The following is a 20,622-nucleotide window of genomic DNA, read 5'->3' on the forward strand; positions in this document are numbered from 1 at the left end:
GCCGATCTCCAATCAGAGATCGATCATTCCTCGCTCGACGCCTTCAATGGAAGGTGGGGCCGAAACAGCGCTTACGATTGCTCGCCCCATCCATCATGATCTCGGGATGCGCGTGCACGCGGGTGATGCGGACCTCGAGCGCGGCGAGATTGCCGCGCCACGCTGCATCGTCCTGCGCCATCTCATGCACATGGGCGACCTTGGCTTCCATCTGCACCGGACACTCGGCCGCACGTGGCGCGCTGACCGTTTCGCCCGGCAACGCCGTCAGACCGCAAAGGCCGAACTTGTCTTTCTCATGCCTGTAGCCGCGATAGAGTTTTCCCGGCGGCACCGGATTCGACCCGGTTGTGCGCGCGAGACGGTCGACGGCGGCGACGAGACCTGCCGACGGCAGATTGAGCACACATTCGCCACTGCGAAGCATGTTCTCGGTGGTCCTTGAATTGCGCGCGAGCCCGAGCATGCAGCGCCATCCCACCCACCACGCCGACGACATCGGCGCGAGATTGTAAGAGCCGTCGTCGTTGGTTGAACCGATCAGGACGACAGGCGTACCGAAATACAGAATGGCCGGGTCGATCTGGACGGCGGTAGAGCCGAGTGTTCCGTGCATCGTGCGCTCCTCTTCATTGGAAGCGCAGTCCTATTCCGGAGAACCGATCCAACCCACCCGATTCCAGATCGCCGATTTACGGCTGCCAGCCCTTCGGTGCGAGCTCGAATTTCGCGAACTCAAAGGCCGGTGCCACGGTGCAGCCGACCAGCGTCCAATCGCCGGTCGTCTCCGCCATCTGCCAGGCGTCCGCCGGCACGATGGCCTGCGGCCGCTCGCCGCCCACGAGGTCGGTGCCGAGCCGCACTTCGTGCTGTGAACACCCTTCATGCGCGATGCGCAGCATCAAGGGGCTGCCGGCGTAATAGTGCCATGTCTCGACTGCATCGACGCGATGCCAGTGCGAACGCTCGCCGCGCGCCAGCAGGAAGTAGATCAGGGTCGAGCGCGAACGGCCGTTGGCGTCGGTGGCCTGGTCGCGGAACGTTTCGCGGTAATGGCCGCCTTCAGGATGCGGCCGCAATTCGAGGCGCGCGATGATCTCGGCTGCGGTCGGCATCGATCCCCGTCAGGATTGGTTCTTCGCGACTTATGCCTCAGGACTTGTTCTTGCGCTCGCGCAATTCGCCGAACACGGCGGCGGCCTCCGCGCCCTTCATGTGTAGCCTGGCGGCGACCTCGGGCGCATCAGCGCGCAGGAACACGTTTGTTCGCTTCTCGTCACCAAGCAGTGAAGGAATGGTGGGCTTGTTCTCGGCCCGCAACCTCGTCACCTCGGCGGCACGTGCCTGGAGGGCGGCGTTGTCGGGGTCGACGGTGAGGGCGAACTTGACGTTGGAGGCCGTGTATTCGTGGCCGCAATAGAGCTTGAAGTCGTCGGGCAGGGCCCGCAGCTTCAGCAGCGAATCCCACATCATCGGATAGGTGCCCTCGAACACGCGGCCGCATCCGATCGAGAACAGCGTATCGGCGGCGAACACCGTCTTCTCGGTGTCGAACACGTAGGAGACGTGGTCGAGCGTGTGGCCGGGCGTCTCAAGCACGCGCGCCAGCAGGTTGCCGATCTTGACCACGTCGGCATTGGCGACACGCAGATCGACGTTGGCGATTGCAGTGGTCTTGTCGTGCGGCGCGACGACGCGGCAATTATATTTCCGCTTGAGTTCGGCGACCCCGCCGACATGATCGCCGTGATGATGGGTGATCAGGATGTCGGTGAGCTGCCAGCCCTCTCGCTCCAGCGCCGCCAGGATGGGGCCAGCCTCGGGCGCGTCGATCGACGCCGTCGCCTTGGTTTCCACATCGTGGATCAGATAGCCGAAATTGTCGTTTAAACAGCTGAAAGTACGAATTTCGGCGGCCATGTCATCTCCATCGGGCTCAGCCCCGCCAGACAAATATGGCGTTAACGTTGCGCAGGCAATGCAATATTCCGCGCGCGGCGTCGCTCTCGTGCATGTTACATTGCCGTCATGACCATCGACGTCGTCGACCTCCGCGAGTTCTATTCCCGCCGCCTCGGGATCGTGGCGCGGCAAATGATCAATCGCGGCATCAGGGAGCGCTGGCCGAGCGCTGAGGGCCAGCGCGTGCTTGGCCTTGGCTATCCCACGCCCTATCTGGGGTTGTTCCGTGAAGACGCCGAGCGCTGCCTCGCCTTCATGCCGGCGGCCCAGGGTGTCCTGAAATGGCCGACGGGGCGGCCGGCCCTGGCCTCTCTGGTCGATGAGTTCTCGCTGCCGCTTCCTGACGCCGCGGTCGACCGCATCCTGGTGGTCCACGCTCTGGAGATGTCGGACGATCCGGCCGCGCTGCTGCGCGAGGCGTGGCGCGTATTGTCGCCATCCGGCCGCGTGATCGCGGTCATTCCGAACCGGCGCGGGGTGTGGACCCGCACCGACAGCACGCCGTTCGGTCACGGCCGACCGTATTCGCGCTCGCAGATCACCGACCTTTTGCGCCAGACCTGGTTCACCCCGACCGCATGGGGCGAGGCGCTTTTCATGCCGCCCTACGCCGGCGGCTGGGTGCTGAAATCCGCGCAGATGTGGGAGCGCGCCGGTGCGGCGCTGTCGCTGCCCTTCGCCGGCGTGCACATCGTCGAGGCCACCAAGCAGGTCTACCGCGCCATCCCCGCCAAGCGCGAGCGGGCGCGGTTGATTCCCTCGCTGGCCAAGCCGGTGCTGGTGCCATCCTCGACGACGGCGACGAGCGGCTGAAAACAAATCGTCCCGGCGCGAGGCCGGGACGATTCAGTTCAGGAAATGGTTCAGGACGTCTGGCGAAGGCGTTGCAGCCTACTCGCCGGGGGCCACTTCGTCGCTCGATGCAGCCGGCGCAGCTTCGCGCTCGGGGCGCGGGCCATGCGGGCGGCGGCGACGCCGCGGAAAGCGCTCACCGGCACCACCGCCTTCGAAGGCGCCCGGGACATTCGCTCCACCATTCACTTGCGGCTGCGGGCCGGTGATGAACGAGGGCAGACGGTCGACGCTGCCGGTGTCGGCAACGACGGGCTGCGGCTGGTTCAGCGGCAGCGGTTGAGGCTGGGGCTGATATTGCGGCTGCGGACGGTGCTCCCGCTCGCGGTGCTCGCGCGGCTGCTGGTTCTCGCGCTGGTAAGGCTGGTTCTCGCGCGGCTGATGATCACGCTGGTGATGATCGCGCTGGCCGTCGCGGTCGCGCGCGAAGGGCGGCTGCTGTTGCGGCTGCGGGACGAAGCCCGGCTCCTGGCCGAAATTCGAGAAATTCTCGCCGTCGTCGTCGCCGTCGTCGCTATTGCTGCTGATCGGCTCGTCACCGCGCGGCTGCTGGTTCTGGCGGAACTGTTCCTGGGCCGCAGCGATCAGGCGGAAATAATGCTCGGCGTGCTGGTAGTAGTTCTCGGCCGCAACGGGGTCGCCGGAGGAGCGCGCGTCGCGTGCGAGCTGGAGATACTTTTCGGCGATGTGCGAGGCGGTGCCGCGGATCTTGATGTCGGGTCCGTTGGACTCGTAGACCCGGGTCATCGGGTTCTGGCTGCGCCGGTTATTATTGTTGTTGTTATTGTTATTGTTGCGGTTGCGCATCCGCTGCTTGTTCTGACCGTTTCTCATGTCCTGCCTTTAATTCCAGCCCTAAACGTTGCACGCGTTACTGATTGCTAGGAGTGATCTGGTGCCAGCGGTTCACATCGCTCGCGCGCACCGCACGCAAGAGCGGATCGAACCCTGCCGATGTACGTCGACCGTCGCGTTCAACAAGGACGCGTTCCCCACCCGCCAGCACTGATCGCCAGCGAACCCATTCATTTTGCTTGTCGAAACAAGCCCAGCTGTGTTGCGTAAATCTTCAAGCGCAATATCAGGCTTTCGTTCACTTTGCGGTCGGAGAGCAGCGCAGCTCCACTGGCTATCGCGCTTCACAGGACCTGCGGCTTGGAACCTTATCAGTAAAGCTCTCGCCCGAGAGCCCGGCTTTCACCCGTAGGTCTACGGGGCCGGCACCGATCTGTTGATCGGAACGTAGTCGTTCCCAAGGGATATTCCAAGAGCTTTTTGCAGGCCAATCCGGCTTTTATGGAGGCATTTTTCGGGCTGAAACCGCCCGCGGGATGCCGGCCAGGTCGGCCTTGGATGGCCTGTCCACCGTTAACGCGCCGGCCGTCATCAGCGTTTCAATCGTCAGGGCCTGCCCCTGTCCGGCCTCGACGATCAGCGCTCCACCAGGGGCGAGACGCTCGGCGGCCTGCGGGATGAGGGCGCGATAGGCGTCATAGCCGTCGTTGCCCCCGTCGAGCGCCAGAAGCGGATCGTGCTCGCGCACCTCGAGGCTCAGTGTCGGGATTTCGGCGGAGGGAATATAGGGCGGGTTCGAGACGATCACGTCAAACGGGCCGCGCAGCGCCGCCAGATAGGAGCAAGCGACGAAGCCGGCGCGGCCGGCGAGGCCGAGGGTGACCGCGTTGTCGCGCGCCGTGTCGAGCGCCGTCAGGCTGACATCGGTGCCGATCCCGAACGCGTCGGGAATCTCGTGTAGCAATGCGAGCAGGATGGCGCCCGATCCGACTCCGATATCTGCAATGAGTGGGCGTCGCCCTGATATCTTCAGCCCCCGAAAGATCTCGAGCGCGAGCTCGACGACGGTCTCGGTGTCCGGCCGCGGTACCAGCGTCGCCTCCGACAGGCGAAACGGCAGGCCCCAGAATTCCTTCGTCCCGAGAATCCGTGCCACCGGTTCGCCGGCGATCCGTCGCTGCGCGAATTGCGCGAGCTGCGACGCCTCGGCCTCGGTGAGCGGCCGGGCCGCTTGCGCAATCAGGCCGGTGAGATTGAGTCCGAGCGCAGCACCGAGCAGGACACGGGCGTCGGTCTCGGCTTCGTCGCTCTGCGCCGATTTGAGCTGCGCAGCGAGCGCGCGTCGCGCGTTCTCGATGGATTGTCCGGTAAAGGGATTGCTCACGCGTCACGCCGCCGCGCCTTGGGCGGCGAGCTGTGCTGCCTGGTGCTCGGTGGTCAGCGCGTCGATCAGTTCACCGAGGGCTTCGCCTGCGATCACCTGCGGCAGCTTGTAGAGCGTCAGGTTGATGCGGTGGTCGGTGACGCGCCCTTGCGGAAAATTGTAGGTGCGGATGCGCTCGGAGCGGTCGCCGGAGCCAACCTTCTCCTTGCGTTCGGCGGAGCGTGCGGCATCGACGCGCTGCTGCTCGGCGTCGTAGATGCGCGAGCGCAGGATGTTCATGGCGGAGGCGCGATTCTTGTGCTGCGAGCGCGAGTCCTGCATCATCACCACGATGCCGGTCGGAATGTGGGTGATGCGGATCGCCGATTCGGTCTTGTTGACGTGCTGGCCGCCAGCGCCTTGCGCGCGCATGGTTTCGATCCTGAGATCGTCGTTCTTGATGTCGACGTCGACTTCCTCGACCTCCGGCATCACGGCGACGGTCGCGGCAGATGTATGAATACGTCCCTGCGTCTCGGTATCAGGCACGCGCTGCACGCGATGCACGCCGGATTCGAATTTCAGCTTGGAGAATGCACCGCGGCCCTGCACCTCCGCGATGATTTCCTTGTAGCCGCCGACGGTGCCTTCGCTGGCCGAAATCACCTCGACCTTCCAGCCCTGCAAGGCAGCGAAGCGCTCGTACATGCGGAACAGGTCGCCGGCAAACAGCGAGGCTTCGTCGCCGCCGGTGCCGGCGCGGATTTCCAGCACCACGTTGCGGTCGTCCATGGCGTCCTTGGGCAACAGGGCGACGCGGATCTTCTGGACCAGCTCCTCGATTTTCGGCGTGAGCTCGTCGCGCTCGGCTTCCGCCATGGCGCGCATCTCGGCATCGGTCGCGGGATCGGCGATCAGCGCCTCGGTGTCGGCGAGCTCCTTCACGGCTGAGCGATATGTCTTCACGGCGTCGATCAGCGGGGTGATCTCGGCGAGCTCGCGCGTGATCTGTACATAGCGTTCGGAGGAAAGCTGCCGCAGCGATTCGGCTTCGAGCGAGGCGTGATGCGCAAGCAGGACGTCCAGTTTGGCTTCGGGGAGTGACGACATCGGTTCAGTCTCAAATGGCGGAAGGCGGCGGGAGCGGCGGCAAGGAGCGGCGAAAAGGCCCGCTACAACGCCAGGCCTTCGGCCTCGGCAAATTCCGTCAGTTTCTGCCGGATCGAGACGCTGCCCGCCGGTGCGTCCAGCAGCGGGCCGAGCACGGCTTCGGCTTTCTTGGCATCGAGATCGATGACCATCGCCTTGACCGGGCCGAGTGCGGTTGCCGACAACGACAGCGAACGGTAGCCGAGCGCAATCAGCGCCAGCGCTCCGATTGGCTTGGACGCCATCTCGCCGCAGAGCGAGAGCGATTTCTTCGCCGCCTGCGACTTGCGCGCGATGTCGCGCAGCGCGCGCAGGATCGGCGCCGACATGGTGTCGAAGCGCTCAGAGACTTTTGCGTTGCCGCGGTCGACCGCGAACAGGAACTGGAACAGATCGTTGGAGCCGACCGAGATGAAGTCGACCTTCCTCAGGAGCTCGTCGAGCTGATAGAGCAGCGCGGGGACCTCGACCATGGTGCCGATGTCGATGCGCTCCGGCAGCGTATGGCCGTGCTGGCGCAGATAAGTCAGTTCGCGCTCGACCAGCGCCTTGGCCGAATCGAATTCGGCGACCTCCGAAATCATCGGGAACATGATGCGCAGCGCGCGGCCGCCGCCGGCACGTAAGAGCGCCCGGATCTGGCCGCGCAACAGGCCGGGACGATCGAGCCCAAGCCGGATCGCGCGCCAGCCGAGCGCGGGATTTTCCTCGATCACGGCTTCCATATAGGGCAGCGCCTTGTCGCCGCCGATATCGAGGGTGCGGAAGGTGACGGGCTTGGTGCCGGCCGCGTCCAGCACGGTGCGATACAGTGCCAGCTGGTCGCTGGTGCGCGGCAGGCTCTGACCGACCATGAACTGCAGCTCGGTGCGGAACAGGCCGATGCCGGCGCTGCCGGTGTCCTCGATATGCGGCAGGTCGATGGCAAGACCCGCATTGATCATCAGCTCGACCTTCTGGCCGTCCTTGGTGACGCAGGGCCGGTCGCGCAGCGCCAGGTATTGCGCCTGGCGGCGGGCGCGGAAGCGCACGCGCTCGGCGAAGGCCGCCTCGACCTCCTGCGACGGGCGCACGTAGATCATGCCGGATGTGCCGTCGACGATGACGGCATCGCCGGGATCGGCGATACCGGGCGCGTTGGGCACTTCGCCGACCGCGGGAATGCCGAGTGCGCGCGCCACGATCGAGACGTGCGAATTGGCGGTGCCTTCCTCCAGGATGATGCCGCGCAGGCGCTTGCGGTCGTAGTCGAGCAGCGCAGCCGGCCCCATCGCGCGGGCGATGACGATGGCGTTGTCGGGCAGCTGCTCGCGTGACGGCGCATGGTCCTGGCCGACCAGCTGACGCATCAGGCGGTAGCCGAGATCTTCGAGATCGTGCAGCCGGTCACGCAAATAGGGATCGGTCGAGCGCAGCATGCGCGCGCGGGTGTCGGACTGCACGCGCTCGACCGCGGCTTCCGCGGTGAGGCCGGTGGCGACCGCCTCATGCAGCTTGTGCGACCAGCCCTGATCGTTGGCGAACATGCGATAGGCTTCCAGCACCTCGCGATGTTCGCCGCCCTCGGCGACGTCGCCGCGCTCCAGCATGCGGTCGAGATCGGCGCGGAGCTTGGCCAGCGCGGTGTCGAGCCGCTTGATTTCCTTGGGCAGGTCCTCGGCGATGTAGTCCTTGATGACGACGCGCGGCTCATGCAGCACGACATGGCCGAGCGCGATGCCTTCCGACAGGATCGCACCGACCTTCTGCATCGAGTGGCGCGCGGCCGGCTCCAGGCCGGGCTGGGCCAGCGCTGACAGTTCGCCGGAGGCGATCAGCTCCGCCAGCACCATGGCGGTGGTCTGCAGTGCCTCGAGCTCCTCCTCGACATAGGTTCGCTTGGCGCGGTTCTGCACCACCAGCACGCCGAGCGTGTTGCCGGCGCGCAGGATCGGCACGCCGAGGAAGGAGTGGTAAATCTCTTCGCCGGTCTCCGGGCGGAACGAGAAGGCCGGGTGGCTCTGCGCGTCGTTCAGGTTGAGCGGCGTCGCCTCGCTGGCAACGAGGCCGACCAGGCCCTCATGGGCGCTCAGCACGGTGTGGTGGACGGCCTCGCGGTTGAGGCCCTCGGTGGCGTAGAGCTCGAGCGTGTTGTCGACGCGCAGCACATAGACCGAGCAGACTTCGGCCACCATGTTGGCGGCGATCAGCACCACGATCTTGTCCAGCCGCTCCTGGGCCGAGACCTGCTCCGCCATGGTTTCGCGGAGCCGTCTCAACAAGACGCGGGGACCTCCCGACGCGCTCCGCATGTCCCGTCAATCTCCTCCGTCTGCCCGGCCCGGCGGTATCAGCCGGCGGCTGGCCTAAATTCCAGAAAAACAACCAATTTGTTTGTCCGGCGCAGGCACAAAGCCAAAATCTACTTGAGATCAGCGCTTGTGCCGAATCAGCGCCGCCCTGAACTGGGACACAGTCTGCGGCAGCCCACCCTGTTCGCCGTATAGCGAATTGAGGCTTGTTTTGCCAAGCAAAACGCCTGCCAAACGCGAATGTGTGGGGACCTCAGCGTTTGCTGCGACCGCTAAGAGAAAATTAGTCCATGCATGGTCCGGAAAAAAGCGAAGCGGTTTTCCGGAAAGACCCAACAGCAACCTGAAGCGCGCGATGGCCGTGCGTCAGGCCTGATCGAGACCGTAGAGCGTATGCAGGGTGCGCACCGCAAGCTCGGTATACGCGGTGTCGATCAACACCGAGAACTTGATCTCGGAGGTTGTAATGGCCCGGATGTTGATATTCCGCCCCGCAAGGGCCGAGAACGCCTGGGCCGCGACGCCGGCGTGGCTGCGCATGCCGCTGCCGATCACCGAGATTTTTGCGACGTCGGTCGCGGTATCCAGCCTTGCATAACCGATCTTGGCCTTGGCGGCGGTAATCGTGTCCTTGGCGCGGGTAAAATCGGCCGCCGGCACAGTGAAGGTGAGGTCGGTGGTCTTGCCGTCTTCCGACACGTTCTGCACGATCATGTCGACGTTGATGTTGGCATCCGCCAGCGGGCCGAAAATCGAGGCGGCGACGCCCGGCTTGTCCTCGATCTGGCGCACCGAGATCTGGGCTTCGTCCTTCGAAAAGGCGATGCCGGTGACGACGTGGCTTTCCATGATCTCCTCCTCGCTGCAGATCAGCGTGCCGGGCGGCTGGTTGGCATGCGGGTCGATATCCTCCGGCTTGTCGAAGCTCGAACGGACGAAGATCGGCATGTTGTGGACCATGCCGAGTTCCACCGAGCGGACCTGGAGCACTTTTGCCCCCTGGGAGGCCAGTTCGAGCATGTCTTCGAATGCGATCTTGTCGAGCCTCTTGGCCTTCGGCACGATTCGCGGGTCGGTGGTGTAGACGCCGTCGACGTCGGTGTAGATGTCGCAGCGGTCGGCCTTGACGGCGGCGGCGATCGCCACGGCCGAGGTGTCGGAGCCGCCGCGGCCGAGCGTGGTGATGCGGCCCGTCTTGGGCTCGATGCCCTGGAAGCCGGCGATGACCGCGACCTCCTTGCGCTCCCTGAAGCGCTTGATGATCTCGGTGCCGTCGATGTCCTCGATCCGGGCCGAGGCGTGGGCGTCGCTGGTCTTGATCGGGATCTGCCAGCCCTGCCAGGAGCGGGCCTGAATGCCCATGCCCTGGAGCGCGATGGCGAGCAGGCCGGATGTCACCTGTTCGCCGGAAGCGACGACGGCGTCGTATTCGCGCGCGTCGTGCATCGGCGAGGCCTCGGTGCACCAGGCCACCAACTCGTTGGTTTTCCCGGACATCGCCGAGACGACCACGGCCACTTCGTGGCCGGCGTCGACCTCACGCTTCACATGGCGTGCGACGTTGCGGATACGTTCGATGTTGGCGACGGATGTGCCGCCGAATTTCATCACGAGGCGGCTCATGACGACGCGTGCATTCCTTCAAAGGGATCAGTATGGTGACCCGCACCGGACAGGTGCCTGCGGACACCGACCGCGCGTATACATAGCGGCGGGGCCGGGGGCAAGCGGGTTCCTGCGGGACCGGGTGCGGCAATGGGTTGACCGAGGTCATGGCGCGTTACATCGACGAGATTCTACAGCCCGGCGAACGGGTTCTGTATTCGACCAATGCGCACTGGATTTTCTATTTCCCGGCCATCGTGGCCTGGATCGTGGCCGGCGCGCTCTTCGTGACGTCCCGGCAGCCGATGGCCGATGGGCTCGTCCTGCTCTGCCTCGTCGCCTCCGGCCTGGTCGCGCTCGCGGCGCTCTATTGGACATTCAAGGCCTGGTTCCATCGCTGGACCATCGAGACCGATGTCACCAATCTCAGGGTTGTGCACAAGACCGGTTTCATCAAGCGCCGTACCTTCGAGATGGCGCTGGACAAGGTCGAGAGCGTCGACGTCGATCAGACCATCCTAGGACGTATTTTCAACTACGGGGACGTGACGATTCGCGGCGTCGGCGAGGGGATCGAGACGATCAAGACCATCGCCTCGCCGCTCGCTTTCCGCAGTTCAATCACCACGCGGTAGGACCGCGCGTAACAATGAGCATGCAGCAAGATACTTCCGCAACCGCAAGCCCGCAGCACGGCTCGACCGTCGATGCCGGCGAGATCGCCAAATTCTCGAAGCTCTCGGCGGAGTGGTGGGACCCCAACGGCAAGATGGCCCCGCTGCACCGGATCAACCCGCTGCGGCTTGGCTATATCCGCGATGCCGCCTGCCGCAAATTCGAACGCAACGTACGCAGCCTCAACTGCCTCGGCGGCCTGCGCGTGCTCGACATCGGCTGCGGCGCCGGCCTGTTGTGCGAGCCGCTGTCGCGGCTCGGGGCACAAGTGATCGGCGTCGATCCGTCCCAAAGCAACATCGCCGCGGCGAAGCTGCATGCCGACAAGGGCCATCTTGCGATTGACTACCGATGCACCACGGTGGAGGAGATCGATCCGCGTGAGCGCTTCGATATCGTGCTGGCGATGGAGGTCGTCGAGCACGTCGTCGATGTCGGCGTCTTCCTGAAGCGCTGTGCCGCGATGCTGAAGCCGAACGGCCTGATGGTGGTCTCGACGCTGAACCGCAATTGGAAGAGCTTTGCGCTCGCCATCGTCGGCGCCGAATACGTCCTGCGCTGGCTGCCGCGCGGCACCCACGAATGGAACAAGTTCGTCACCCCGGACGAGCTGACCAAATACCTGCTCGACAACCGCCTCGTCATCACCGAGCAGACCGGCGTGGTCTACTCGCCCTTCGCCGACAAATGGTCGCTCTCGTCGGATATGGACGTGAACTACATGGTGGTGGCGGAAGGCATGGTGTGAGCGCGTAAGCAGGCCCAAGCATCGCTCCTATGACGTGGGCATGATTGACCTGCCTGAGCGCTAGCGGCAGGTTGGCTGCGGTCCCTTCCCTGCATTAGCCCCATCCCATGTTCACCATCGCCAGCCTTTGGATTCCCTTCACCGTCGTCGCCGCGCTGGGTCAGGTCGCGCGCAATGCGATGCAGCGGTCGCTGACGAAGCCGTTGGGGACCTGGGGAGCGACCAATATCCGCTTCCTGTTCGGCTTTCCGTTCTCACTGGTTTTTCTGGGCGTGGTGCTGATCGCCACCGGCGATCATCTCGGCCCGCCGCCCTCCGTATTCTGGCCGTGGCTGCTGCTGGGGGCGCTCAGCCAGATTGTCGCCACCGGCCTGATGCTGCTCGCCATGAACGACCGTTCCTTCGTGGTGACGACGGCGTATCTGAAGACCGAGGCAATCCAGACCGCGATCTTCGGCTTCGTCTTTCTCGGCGACCACCTCACCTGGCTGAAGGTGCTGGCGATCGTCGTCGCGACGATCGGCGTCGTCATCACGGCGCTCAGGTCCGGCGGCGAGAAGAGTTTTGCGGAGCTGAAGCCGACCATCACCGGGCTCGTTGCCGCGGCAGCGTTCGCGTTGTCCGCTGTCGGCTTTCGCGGCGCCATCATCAACGTTCCCGGTGTCTCGTTCGTGACCTCGGCCTCGTTCACGCTGGTGCTCGGCCTGTTCGTGCAGACGCTGGTGCTGACGATCTATCTGCTTTGGCGTGCGCCAAAGGTGCTGCAGGCGATCCTCGGCCTGTGGAAGCCGTCGATGCTGGCGGGCTTCATGGGTGCCTTCGCCTCGCAGTTCTGGTTCCTTGCGTTCGCACTGACGGCCGCCGCCAATGTTCGCACGCTCGCTTTGATCGAGGTGCTGTTCGCGCAAGCGGTGGCGTATTATTCGTTCAAGCAGCCTATCGCCCCGCGCGAGCTTGCGGGCATCGCGCTGATCATCATCGGCGTGGCGGTGCTGGTGGGGGCCTAGTTCCTGTCTTCCGGCAGGGTCGGCAGCGGCGACACCTCGATGCCTTCGTCGATCAGCGACTTTGCCTCCTCCGGCGAGGCCTCGCCATAGATCGGACGGTGCTCCTTGTCGCCGTAATGCATCGCGCGGGCTTCGTTGGCAAAGCGCTCGCCGACATTGTCGGCGTTCTTCACGATGTGATCGCGCAGCTCCTTCAGCTTGCTGCGCAGCTCTTTCTCCTGCGCCATCAACAGCGAGGTCGGTCCCGACGGCGCAGCCTCCGGCGCGGGAGCGGCCGCGGGCTCAGGCGGCGGCGCTGCACGGCCGCGGCCTTTCTTGCCGATGATACGCGGAGCCATGATCGCCTTGTCGACCTTGGCGGATCCGCAGATCGGGCACGTCACGAGCTTGCGCTTGACCTGCGAATCGTAGGCCGACGAACTCTGAAACCAGCTTTCGAAGTCGTGGTCGCGGTCGCAGCGGAGCGCGTAGCGGATCATGCCGATCCCCGCACCAGATGCAGATGGTCCGGCCCCGCCTTGGGGTCGGAAACGCCGAAGCGGCGGCCATGCTGGAGCGAGGGGATTGCGCGGCGTGCGGTCTCGACCTTGGCCGGGTCGATCGCGGCCATGACGATGCCGGGCTCGACGTCGCCTTCGGCGAGGATCTCGCCCCAGGGATCGATGATCAGCGAATGGCCGTAGGTCTCGCGCTTGTTCTCGTGGGTGCCGGCCTGCGCCGCGGCGAAGATGAAGCAGCCGGTCTCGATCGCACGCGCACGCAGCAGCACGTGCCAGTGCGCTTCACCGGTCTTGCGGGTGAAAGCCGAGGGCACGGTGATGAAGTAGGCGCCGCTCTCGGCGAGGGCGCGGTAAAGCGCGGGGAAGCGGACATCATAGCAGATCGTCAATCCGACACGGCCCCAAGGCAAATCGGAGATCACCGCGGTCTCGCCCGGCTGGTAATTGGCGGATTCGCGATAGCTCTCGCCGTCCGGCAGTTCGATGTCGAACATGTGGATTTTGTCGTAGCTCGCGAGCACATTGCCCTCAGGCCCGATCAGGAAGGAGCGGTTGACCGCCTTCTCAGCTGAAAAGCGCAGCGCCAGCGAGCCGACATGGAGATGGATCTTCAATTCAGCCGCGAGCGCGCGGTAGGCCTTCAGCGAGGTGTCGTCCTCCTCGCTCTGCAGATGCTCGAACAGCGCCTTGCGGTTCAACTGCATCATGTTGCTGACCTCGGGCGTCTGAACGTAGTCGGCACCTTTGGCGGCCGCCTCCCGGATCAGCTTCGTCGCCTGGGCGAGGCTCGGCTCCGGCATCAGGCCGGTGCGCATCTGCACCATCGCGGCGGTGAACGTGCGGTTCTCGCTCATGAGTTGGCCTTCACACCTTCGAGCATGCCGTCGAGCTTGCCCTCGCGATCGAGCGCGTAGAGATCGTCGCAGCCGCCGACATGGGTTCCGCCGATCCAGATCTGCGGGAAGGTCGAGCCCTCGCCGGCGCGGTCGTACATCTCGTCCCGCCAGGAGGGGTTCTTGGCGACGTCGAATTCGGTGAAATTCGCCTTCTTGCGGGTCAGCAGGGACCTCGCCGCGGAACAATAACCGCAGCCCGGCCTGGTGTAGATCTCGACAGCAGCAGTCATGGCGTCCGGCGCTTTCATGTGATGAAGTCATTGAATTATATGGGACGAGGACCGCTCTCGACAACCCGGGCGAAGACCAGCACGTCGACCTGGGCGGCTTTGGCCCGGAGCAGGACCCGCGCGCAGGCATCCAGTGTCGCCCCGGAGGTCAGAACGTCGTCGATCAGGACAATGCGGCGGCCCTGGATGTCAGCCTGACGTTCGGGGGATACTCGGAACGCGCCCTGCACATTGGTGGCGCGCTGGGCCCGCGACAGGCCGATCTGCTGTTCGGTGGCGCGCACCCGGCGCAGCACCTCAGTCCTCGCCTTGACCCCGCTCAGCCGCTCGATGACCTGCGCCAGCGCCCCGGACTGGTTGTAGCGGCGGCGCCAGGCCCGCCGCCAATGCAGGGGCACCGGCACCAGCATGTCGGTGCCATCCAGCAGTTCGCCGCCCGCCCGCGCCATCCAGCGACCCATCGCGGGCGCCAGATCGGTGCGGTCCTGGTATTTCAGCGCATGCACCAGCGTGCGCGCGACGTCGTCGTAACGCACGGCCGCGCGGGCGCGCTGGTAGGCCGGCGGGCTCGCGATCGCCTCCATCGACAGCATGTCGGGGCCGGGATCATAGACGAAGGGAATGCCGAGCCGCGGGCAGTAGGGCCGCTCGATGAACGACAGCCGCGCCCAGCACGCCGCACAGACGCCCTCGCCATCGACTGGCTCGTGGCAAGAGACGCACTGGGTCGGCAGTGCGATGTCGAGTGCCAGCCGTGCCGCGCGCGACAGGATGTGGCGGCCCGCCGACCATGCGGTCCGCAGCGGGGCAGCGATGGAGCGGGTGCGGGCGGCGTCGGCTTCCATGGGGGGAGGCTAGCGTCCCGCTCGATGGCGCTCAAGCCATGTCCTCGTGCCCGGACGCAGTGCACGCCACTTCGGCGGTGCGCTGCGGAATCGGGGCCCATCTCAGCGAATCGTACGGTGCCGCATTCTGGGTCCTGGGTCTGCGGAGTTCACTGCGTGCCGCACCGCGTCCGGGACACGAGAGCGATTGCCAGAACGACTTGGATCGGCGTAACCAGCGGCATGGCGCAGACACCCCAAACCCCGCCGGCTTTATTCGATCGTGCCTTGCTGCATGCGCGGCAGCGGCGGGCGCAGGCGCAAGGTGCCGTAGGCTTCTTGCTCAACCGGGTCGCCGAGGACATGTCCGATCGGCTCGCTGCGGTGATGCGGGATTTCCATGCGGCGGCCGATCTCTGGACGCCCGGCGAAGGTCTGGCGGACCTGCGTACGCGGCTTCCGTCCATCGCGCACATCGCTCTCGATGCGGGTGGCGTAGAGAAACTGCCCTTCGCGCCGGAAAGCCTCGATCTCGTCGTCTCCGCGCTGGCGCTGCAATTCGTCAACGATTTGCCTGGCGTGCTCGCGCAAATTCGGCGCGCGTTGAAGCCCGATGGCCTGCTGCTGGCCGCGATGATCGGCGGCGACAGCCTGACAGAGCTACGCCAGGCCTTTGCGGCGGCGGAGGCCGAATGCGAGGGCGGCGTGTCGCCGCGCGTGGCGCCGTTCGCTGACCTGCGCGACATCGGCGCGCTGTTGCAGCGGGCGGGCTTTGCGCTGCCGGTGACCGACGTCGACCGCGTCGTGGTACGCTACGGCAATGCGTTCGCGCTGATGCAGGATCTCCGCCGCATGGGTGCGGCCAATGTGCTGATCGAGCGGCGGCGCACGCCGTCGCGGCGCGCGACGCTGCTGCGGATGGCGGAAATCTATGCCGAGCGCTTCGCCGATGCCGACGGCCGGATCCGTGCGACTTTCGACATCATCTGGCTGTCCGGCTGGGCCCCGCATGCGAGCCAGCAGCAGCCGCTGAAGCCGGGATCGGCGAAGGCGAGCCTGGCGGACGCGGTGAAGAAGGCGGGTAGGGAGTGACGTGTGTCCCGGACGCGCTGCCGCGTCCGGGGCACAGAACCCCTCACATCAACAAATCGATCAAATGCGGGATCAGCGGAATGTCGGCGGGCGGCATCGGATAGTCGCGCAGCTTGTTGGCGCGGACCCAGGCGAGGTGTTGGCCTTCGCGCGGCGTCACCAGTCCCTCCCAACGCCGGCAAACATAGAGCGGCATCAGGAGGTGAAAGGTCTCGTAGCCGTAGCTTGCAAAGGTCAGCGGGGCCAGGCACGGCTCGGCGACGGTGATGCCGAGCTCCTCGTGCAGTTCGCGGATCAGGCTCTGCTCCGGCCGTTCGCCCGGTTCACACTTGCCGCCGGGAAACTCCCAGAGGCCGGCCAGGGTTTTGCCCTCGGGGCGCTGCGCGATCAGGACGCGCTTGTCGGAGTCGATCAGCGCGCAAGCCACAACCAATGTCAATTTCAGATCGGCCATACGTCGATATCGCTCGCTCGCTGAAGATCGTCCGCAACGGTTTGTTAACCCGGTGCGACCCGGCTTTCCAAGCTTCCATAAGTCATATTTAATTCAGGGTTCCTAGAGTGGAAACGCTTAACCACTCCGGGCCCGACCATGCGCACTGCGCTTTCCACCATCATCCGCCGCTTCGTTCACGACCGGCGCGGCAATATCGCGGTGATTTTCGCGCTTGGCTGCATTCCCCTCATCGCGGCGGTTGGGTGCGCCGTCGATTACTCCATGGCAACGCGGGTGAAGGCAAAGCTGCTGGCAGCGGCCGACAGCGCCGCCGTTGCTGCGGTCTCACAGAAATCTCCCGGCTTTGTTGCTGCCTCCGCAATGACTGGCAACGGAACAGTCGTCGCCGGCGTCAATGACGCGAACGGCGTTTTCGACGGCAATGCGAGCAAAACGTCTGGCCTGACCAATCTGTCTCGCACCAGCACGGTGACGAAGTCGGGTATCACACTGACCGCCAACGTTCAGTTCAGTGCCGACGTTCCCGTCACGTTCATGGGCATTCTGGGATATCGCAAGCTCACAGTATCGGGCAATTCGAACGCGTCGTCGTCGCTGCCGCCCTATCTCGATTTCTATCTCACGCTGGACGTTTCAGGGTCCATGGGGCTGCCGTCGACCTCGGCCGAAGCGGTCCGGATGCAATCGATCAATCCCGACAACTACCGGCAATATCCGACGGGCTGTACGCTGGCCTGTCACTTTTCGCCGCAAAACAGCGCCTGCACCGACAGCGGAACGCAGGGATACCCGACCAACAATTACTGCCTGGGCTACGCGATCTCACGCGTCAGTCAGAGCGGCTACAGGAACCTGCTGTCGACGACGGCGGTCAACTCGACCTATCCCATGGGCAAGAAGCTGAGTTCGACCATGGTGTCAGGCCTGCCGAACTCGCTCTATTCCGCACTGTCGCCGGTTTCGAACTGTGCCAGCGACGGCACGGACAGTTGCATCCAGCTCCGCCTGGACGCGGTCGGCAATGCGGTGAATCAGCTCTTCATCACTGCCAACAACAGCATGAAGGTGACCAACCAATTCCGGATCGGTATCTATCCGTTCATTCGCTATCTGGACCCCGCGTATTATCCGCTGACCTCCAGCATCAACGGGTCTCCGACCAACCCATCGACGATCAACTATGCGGCCGCCAACCTTGCTTCACTGCTCGATACCAACATGAACGCGAGCCTGGGCTCCGGCGGGACTCATATCGACACCGCGCTCAGCAGCGTCAACAGCCTGATCAGCAGCGTCGGCGACGGCAGCACATCGAGCAACACGCAGCCTTATGTCTTCCTGGTCACGGACGGTGCGCAGGATCCGCAAGTCAAAGGCGTTCCCAACGGGGGGTGGTCCGGCAGCAATCATGCCACCGTGATCAATCCGACCACCTCGTGCAAGCCGCTCAAGGACCGCGGGATCATCGTTTCGGTGCTCTATATTCCCTATCAACCGATCGATCCGGTCAACACATCGTTCGCAAATGACGAAGACGACTATGCAAACTGGAATATCCCGCTCATTCCGGCCAGCCTCCAGGGCTGTGCATCGCCGGGCTTCTTCTATACGGCCAACACGCCCGCCGATATCACGGCTGCCCTGAACGCGATGTTCAACCACGCGCTGATCACTGCGCACATCACCAAATAGCAGCCGATACAGGATTTCCGGTTTCGCTATGACCGGTAATCGCCGTTGATCGCGACATACTCCTTGGTGAGGTCGCAGGTCAGCACGCGGTCGCGGCCCTTGCCGAGGCCGAGCGAGACCTTGATCGCGATCTCCGGCGCCTTCATCGCTTCCGACACCTGGGCTTCATCGTAGGACGGATCGCGCGCGCCGCTCTTGGCGACGCGGATGCCGTTGAAGGAGATCGAGAGCTTGTCGCGATCGGCCGGCTCTCCGGCCTTGCCGACCGCCATCACGACGCGGCCCCAATTGGCGTCCTCGCCGGCGATCGCGGTCTTGACCAGCGGCGAGTTGGCGATCGACATCGCGATTTTGCGCGCCGAGGCCTTGGTCTTGGCGCCCTCGACCGTGATCTCGACCAGCTTTCGCGCGCCTTCGCCGTCGCGGGCCACTTGCTCGGAAAGAGTCGCGAGCACTTGATTGAAGGCTTTGACGAACGCCTTCAGGCGCGGATCACTGGCGCGGCTGATCTTCGGGGCGCCGTGCTCGGCGGCAGCGCCGGTGGCGAAGGCCAGCAGCGTGTCCGACGTGGACGTGTCGCCATCGATCGTCACAGCGTTGAAGGTGTCTTCGACGCCGGCCTTGAGCAGCGCCTGCAGGGCTGCCGGCGCGATCGGTGCGTCGGTGAAGATGAAGGACAGCATCGTCGCCATGTCGGGGGCGATCATGCCGGCGCCCTTGGCCATGCCGTTGATGGTTACCCTGGCCTTGCCGAGCTTGACGGTCGCGGTCGCCACCTTCGGGAAGGTATCGGTGGTCATGATCGCCTTGGCAGCGGCGAGGTAATCCGCGGGCTCGGCAGTTTCGGCCAGTCGGCCCAGCACGCCGTCGAACTTGGTCGCGTCCAGCGGCTCGCCGATCACGCCGGTCGAGGCCAGGAAGATTTCGCCCTCGCTGCAGCCGACCGCCTTGGCCGCGATCTTCGCGGTCAGCGCGGTGGAGGCGCGGCCGGTCTTGCCGGTGAAGGCATTGGCGTTGCCGGAATTGACGACGAGCGCCCGCGCCTTGCCGCCCTTGAGCTTGGCGCGGCACCATTCCACCGGTGCGGAGGGGCACTTCGATTTGGTGAAGACGCCGGCGACCGCGGTGCCCTTGTCCATCACCGCCAGCAGCACGTCGGTGCGGTTCTTGTAGCGGATGCCGGCCTCGGCCGTCGCAAGACGAACGCCCGCGATCACGGGCATATCGGGAACGTTTTTCGGGGCGAGGGGAGAGACGGAGGAGGACATCGCGGGGGCGCCTTGGTGGGGTCTGGATATGCAGATGGCCGGACCATCAAGTGGCCCGGCCATTGCGACGTTAGATACTCTTGGCGTCCGTGAAGTGACAGCGAATTCTTACGGCTTCGCGGTGTTACTTCTTTGCAGGCGGCGCCATCTTGCTGTCGGACGGCTTGGCTGTGTCGGCCGCTTTGGCATCCGCCGCCGGCTGGTCCAGCCGCTCGACCTTGGCTTCCGTACGCAGCTTGGCGACGTAGTCGGCCTGGGCCTTGCGGGTGACGTACTGCTCGATCTGGGCCTTGACCTGCTCAAAATCAGGCGCCTTGCGGTTGCGCTTTTCCTCGACCTTGATGATGTGCCAGCCGAACTGCGACTTGACGGGGTCGGAGATCTTGCCCGGCTCTAGCGCGAAGGCGACAGCGGAGAATTCCGGCACCATCTGCTCCTTGGTGAAGAAGCCGAGATCGCCGCCATCTGCCGAGCCCGGATCCTTGGACTTCTTCTTGGCCAGTTCGGCGAAATCGGCGCCCTTGTCGAGTTCGCCCTTCACCGCCTTGGCCTCGTCCTCGGTCTCGACCAGGATGTGGCGGGCGCGCACTTCCTGCTCGCCGGTGATCTGCTTGGAGGCCTCCTCATAGACCTTCTTCATGGCGTCGGGGGTGGTAGCGGCCTTGCCTTCCTGAGCCAGCACGCTGTCCATCAGCAGGCGGGTACGGGCGAATGCCAGGCGCTTCTTGAACTCCTCGCTGTCGGCGACCTTCTTGTCCTCGGCGGCCTTGCCGACGATTTTCATGTCGATCAGGAAGGACAGGACGTTTTCGTCCTTGGTCGCCGGGTCCATCTGGGCGAGGCTCGCCCCGAGTTCCTCCTCGGCCATGGTAACGTCGCTCTTCTTGATTTCAGCGCCATTGACCTTTGCCAGGACCGGATCGTCGGCAGCCCGGCCGGGACCTGCGATCAGCGCCAGCGCAAGGCAGCCCACAAGGGCGGTGGCGAGGCCGAAGCGCAGGCCGGTTTTGGTTACCGGGAACGAGGTGGTCATGAAAAATCCTTATGTTGAAGCAGGGGGCTGCTCGAGCGGGGCGGACACTCGCCCAATTCAGGGGGGCTTGGCAACGCGAAAAGTCTGTCAAAATGATGAATTAGCCGCAATGCGCCCGCCGTTGACAAGGCCCTGACCGGGCCATATCTCTGCCCGGTCGCGACCATGGCGATGGCGTTTATT

21 protein-coding genes are annotated in these 20,622 nt (G+C 64.7%); 6 read left to right on the forward strand and 15 right to left on the reverse strand.

From position 1 onward, the window contains the following. Positions 1-43 precede the first annotated feature (43 nt). The 3 genes from JQ580_RS11835 to gloB form a co-directional block, all read right to left on the reverse strand. Positions 44-616, reverse strand: a complete 573-nt coding sequence (locus tag JQ580_RS11835) for a flavin reductase family protein (protein ID WP_249134133.1) — start codon at positions 614-616, stop codon at positions 44-46. A 76-nt stretch (positions 617-692) separates the two neighbouring features. Beyond that, entirely contained in the window at positions 693-1,115 is a 423-nt protein-coding gene (locus tag JQ580_RS11840) for a cupin domain-containing protein (protein WP_212280245.1), read from the reverse strand. A 37-nt stretch (positions 1,116-1,152) separates the two neighbouring features. Next, positions 1,153-1,920 (reverse strand): hydroxyacylglutathione hydrolase, encoded by a 768-nt coding sequence (gene gloB, locus JQ580_RS11845; protein WP_212280246.1) that lies wholly within the window; start codon positions 1,918-1,920, stop codon positions 1,153-1,155. A 108-nt stretch (positions 1,921-2,028) separates the two neighbouring features. On the opposite strand from gloB, the gene JQ580_RS11850 reads away from it, so the two are divergent. Beyond that, entirely contained in the window at positions 2,029-2,775 is a 747-nt protein-coding gene (locus tag JQ580_RS11850; RefSeq protein WP_212280247.1) for a methyltransferase domain-containing protein, read from the forward strand. A 78-nt stretch (positions 2,776-2,853) separates the two neighbouring features. Here JQ580_RS11850 and JQ580_RS11855 read toward each other — a convergent pair whose 3' ends face one another. The 5 genes from JQ580_RS11855 to JQ580_RS11875 all read right to left on the reverse strand — a co-directional run bounded on the left by JQ580_RS11855 (position 2,854) and on the right by JQ580_RS11875 (position 10,035). Beyond that, a complete protein-coding gene (locus JQ580_RS11855) occupies positions 2,854-3,648 on the reverse strand; it encodes a DUF4167 domain-containing protein (protein WP_212280248.1) in 795 nt (264 codons plus the stop codon). Positions 3,649-4,108: 460 nt separating this feature from the next. After that, the gene (gene prmC / locus JQ580_RS11860) at positions 4,109-4,993 is read right to left on the reverse strand and encodes a peptide chain release factor N(5)-glutamine methyltransferase (RefSeq protein ID WP_212280249.1); all 885 of its coding nucleotides are present in this window, start codon (positions 4,991-4,993) and stop codon (positions 4,109-4,111) included. Between the two features lie 3 nt (positions 4,994-4,996). Next, positions 4,997-6,082 (reverse strand): peptide chain release factor 1, encoded by a 1,086-nt coding sequence (gene prfA, locus JQ580_RS11865; RefSeq protein ID WP_212280250.1) that lies wholly within the window; start codon positions 6,080-6,082, stop codon positions 4,997-4,999. A 62-nt stretch (positions 6,083-6,144) separates the two neighbouring features. Continuing rightward, positions 6,145-8,412, reverse strand: coding sequence for a phosphoenolpyruvate--protein phosphotransferase (ptsP, locus tag JQ580_RS11870; protein ID WP_212280251.1), 2,268 nt, complete (start codon positions 8,410-8,412; stop codon positions 6,145-6,147). 366 nt (positions 8,413-8,778) lie between these two features. After that, positions 8,779-10,035: an aspartate kinase gene (locus tag JQ580_RS11875; RefSeq protein WP_212280252.1), complete on the reverse strand. Its 1,257-nt coding sequence runs from the start codon at positions 10,033-10,035 to the stop codon at positions 8,779-8,781. Positions 10,036-10,184: 149 nt separating this feature from the next. Between JQ580_RS11875 and JQ580_RS11880 the strand changes: the two genes are divergently transcribed. From JQ580_RS11880 to JQ580_RS11890, 3 genes are all read left to right on the forward strand, one after another. Next, complete coding sequence (locus JQ580_RS11880; protein ID WP_212280253.1) at positions 10,185-10,652, forward strand: PH domain-containing protein; 468 nt, start codon at positions 10,185-10,187, stop codon at positions 10,650-10,652. A gap of 14 nt (positions 10,653-10,666) precedes the next feature. Further along, entirely contained in the window at positions 10,667-11,440 is a 774-nt protein-coding gene (gene ubiG, locus JQ580_RS11885; RefSeq protein WP_212280254.1) for a bifunctional 2-polyprenyl-6-hydroxyphenol methylase/3-demethylubiquinol 3-O-methyltransferase UbiG, read from the forward strand. Between the two features lie 107 nt (positions 11,441-11,547). Continuing rightward, complete coding sequence (locus JQ580_RS11890) at positions 11,548-12,447, forward strand: EamA family transporter (RefSeq protein WP_212280255.1); 900 nt, start codon at positions 11,548-11,550, stop codon at positions 12,445-12,447. Here JQ580_RS11890 and JQ580_RS11895 read toward each other — a convergent pair. Genes JQ580_RS11895 through JQ580_RS11910 form a run of 4 tightly spaced genes read right to left on the reverse strand, consistent with a single transcriptional unit; the run spans position 12,444 to position 14,918 of the window. After that, positions 12,444-12,926 (reverse strand): DUF1178 family protein, encoded by a 483-nt coding sequence (locus JQ580_RS11895; RefSeq protein WP_212280256.1) that lies wholly within the window; start codon positions 12,924-12,926, stop codon positions 12,444-12,446. The genes JQ580_RS11890 and JQ580_RS11895 overlap by 4 nt on opposite strands. Beyond that, positions 12,923-13,801 (reverse strand): carbon-nitrogen hydrolase family protein, encoded by an 879-nt coding sequence (locus JQ580_RS11900; protein ID WP_212280257.1) that lies wholly within the window; start codon positions 13,799-13,801, stop codon positions 12,923-12,925. Before JQ580_RS11900 ends, JQ580_RS11895 begins: the two co-directional genes overlap by 4 nt. Beyond that, a complete protein-coding gene (grxC, locus tag JQ580_RS11905) occupies positions 13,798-14,073 on the reverse strand; it encodes a glutaredoxin 3 (RefSeq protein WP_212280794.1) in 276 nt (91 codons plus the stop codon). Before grxC ends, JQ580_RS11900 begins: the two co-directional genes overlap by 4 nt. Before the next feature lie 35 nt (positions 14,074-14,108). Beyond that, positions 14,109-14,918 (reverse strand): ComF family protein, encoded by an 810-nt coding sequence (locus tag JQ580_RS11910; RefSeq protein WP_212280258.1) that lies wholly within the window; start codon positions 14,916-14,918, stop codon positions 14,109-14,111. A gap of 222 nt (positions 14,919-15,140) precedes the next feature. On the opposite strand from JQ580_RS11910, the gene JQ580_RS11915 reads away from it, so the two are divergent. After that, complete coding sequence (locus JQ580_RS11915; protein WP_212280259.1) at positions 15,141-15,989, forward strand: methyltransferase domain-containing protein; 849 nt, start codon at positions 15,141-15,143, stop codon at positions 15,987-15,989. Positions 15,990-16,032: 43 nt separating this feature from the next. Here the strand turns inward: JQ580_RS11915 and JQ580_RS11920 are convergent, their stop codons facing one another. After that, on the reverse strand, positions 16,033-16,443 hold the full coding sequence (locus JQ580_RS11920) for a (deoxy)nucleoside triphosphate pyrophosphohydrolase (protein WP_212280260.1): 411 nt from the start codon (positions 16,441-16,443) through the stop codon (positions 16,033-16,035). 138 nt (positions 16,444-16,581) lie between these two features. Here JQ580_RS11920 and JQ580_RS11925 point away from each other — a divergent pair, with 138 nt between their 5' ends. Next, entirely contained in the window at positions 16,582-18,138 is a 1,557-nt protein-coding gene (locus tag JQ580_RS11925; RefSeq protein WP_212280261.1) for a TadE/TadG family type IV pilus assembly protein, read from the forward strand. Positions 18,139-18,164: 26 nt separating this feature from the next. Here JQ580_RS11925 and argJ read toward each other — a convergent pair whose 3' ends face one another. Continuing rightward, positions 18,165-19,406, reverse strand: a complete 1,242-nt coding sequence (gene argJ / locus JQ580_RS11930; protein ID WP_212280262.1) for a bifunctional glutamate N-acetyltransferase/amino-acid acetyltransferase ArgJ — start codon at positions 19,404-19,406, stop codon at positions 18,165-18,167. A 124-nt stretch (positions 19,407-19,530) separates the two neighbouring features. Beyond that, positions 19,531-20,439, reverse strand: coding sequence for a peptidylprolyl isomerase (locus JQ580_RS11935; protein WP_212280263.1), 909 nt, complete (start codon positions 20,437-20,439; stop codon positions 19,531-19,533). Between the last annotated feature and the right edge of the window lie 183 nt (positions 20,440-20,622).

The sequence above is a fragment of the Bradyrhizobium sp. SZCCT0148 genome (assembly GCF_018129985.1).
GTDB classification, from domain to species: domain Bacteria; phylum Pseudomonadota; class Alphaproteobacteria; order Rhizobiales; family Xanthobacteraceae; genus Bradyrhizobium; species Bradyrhizobium japonicum_H.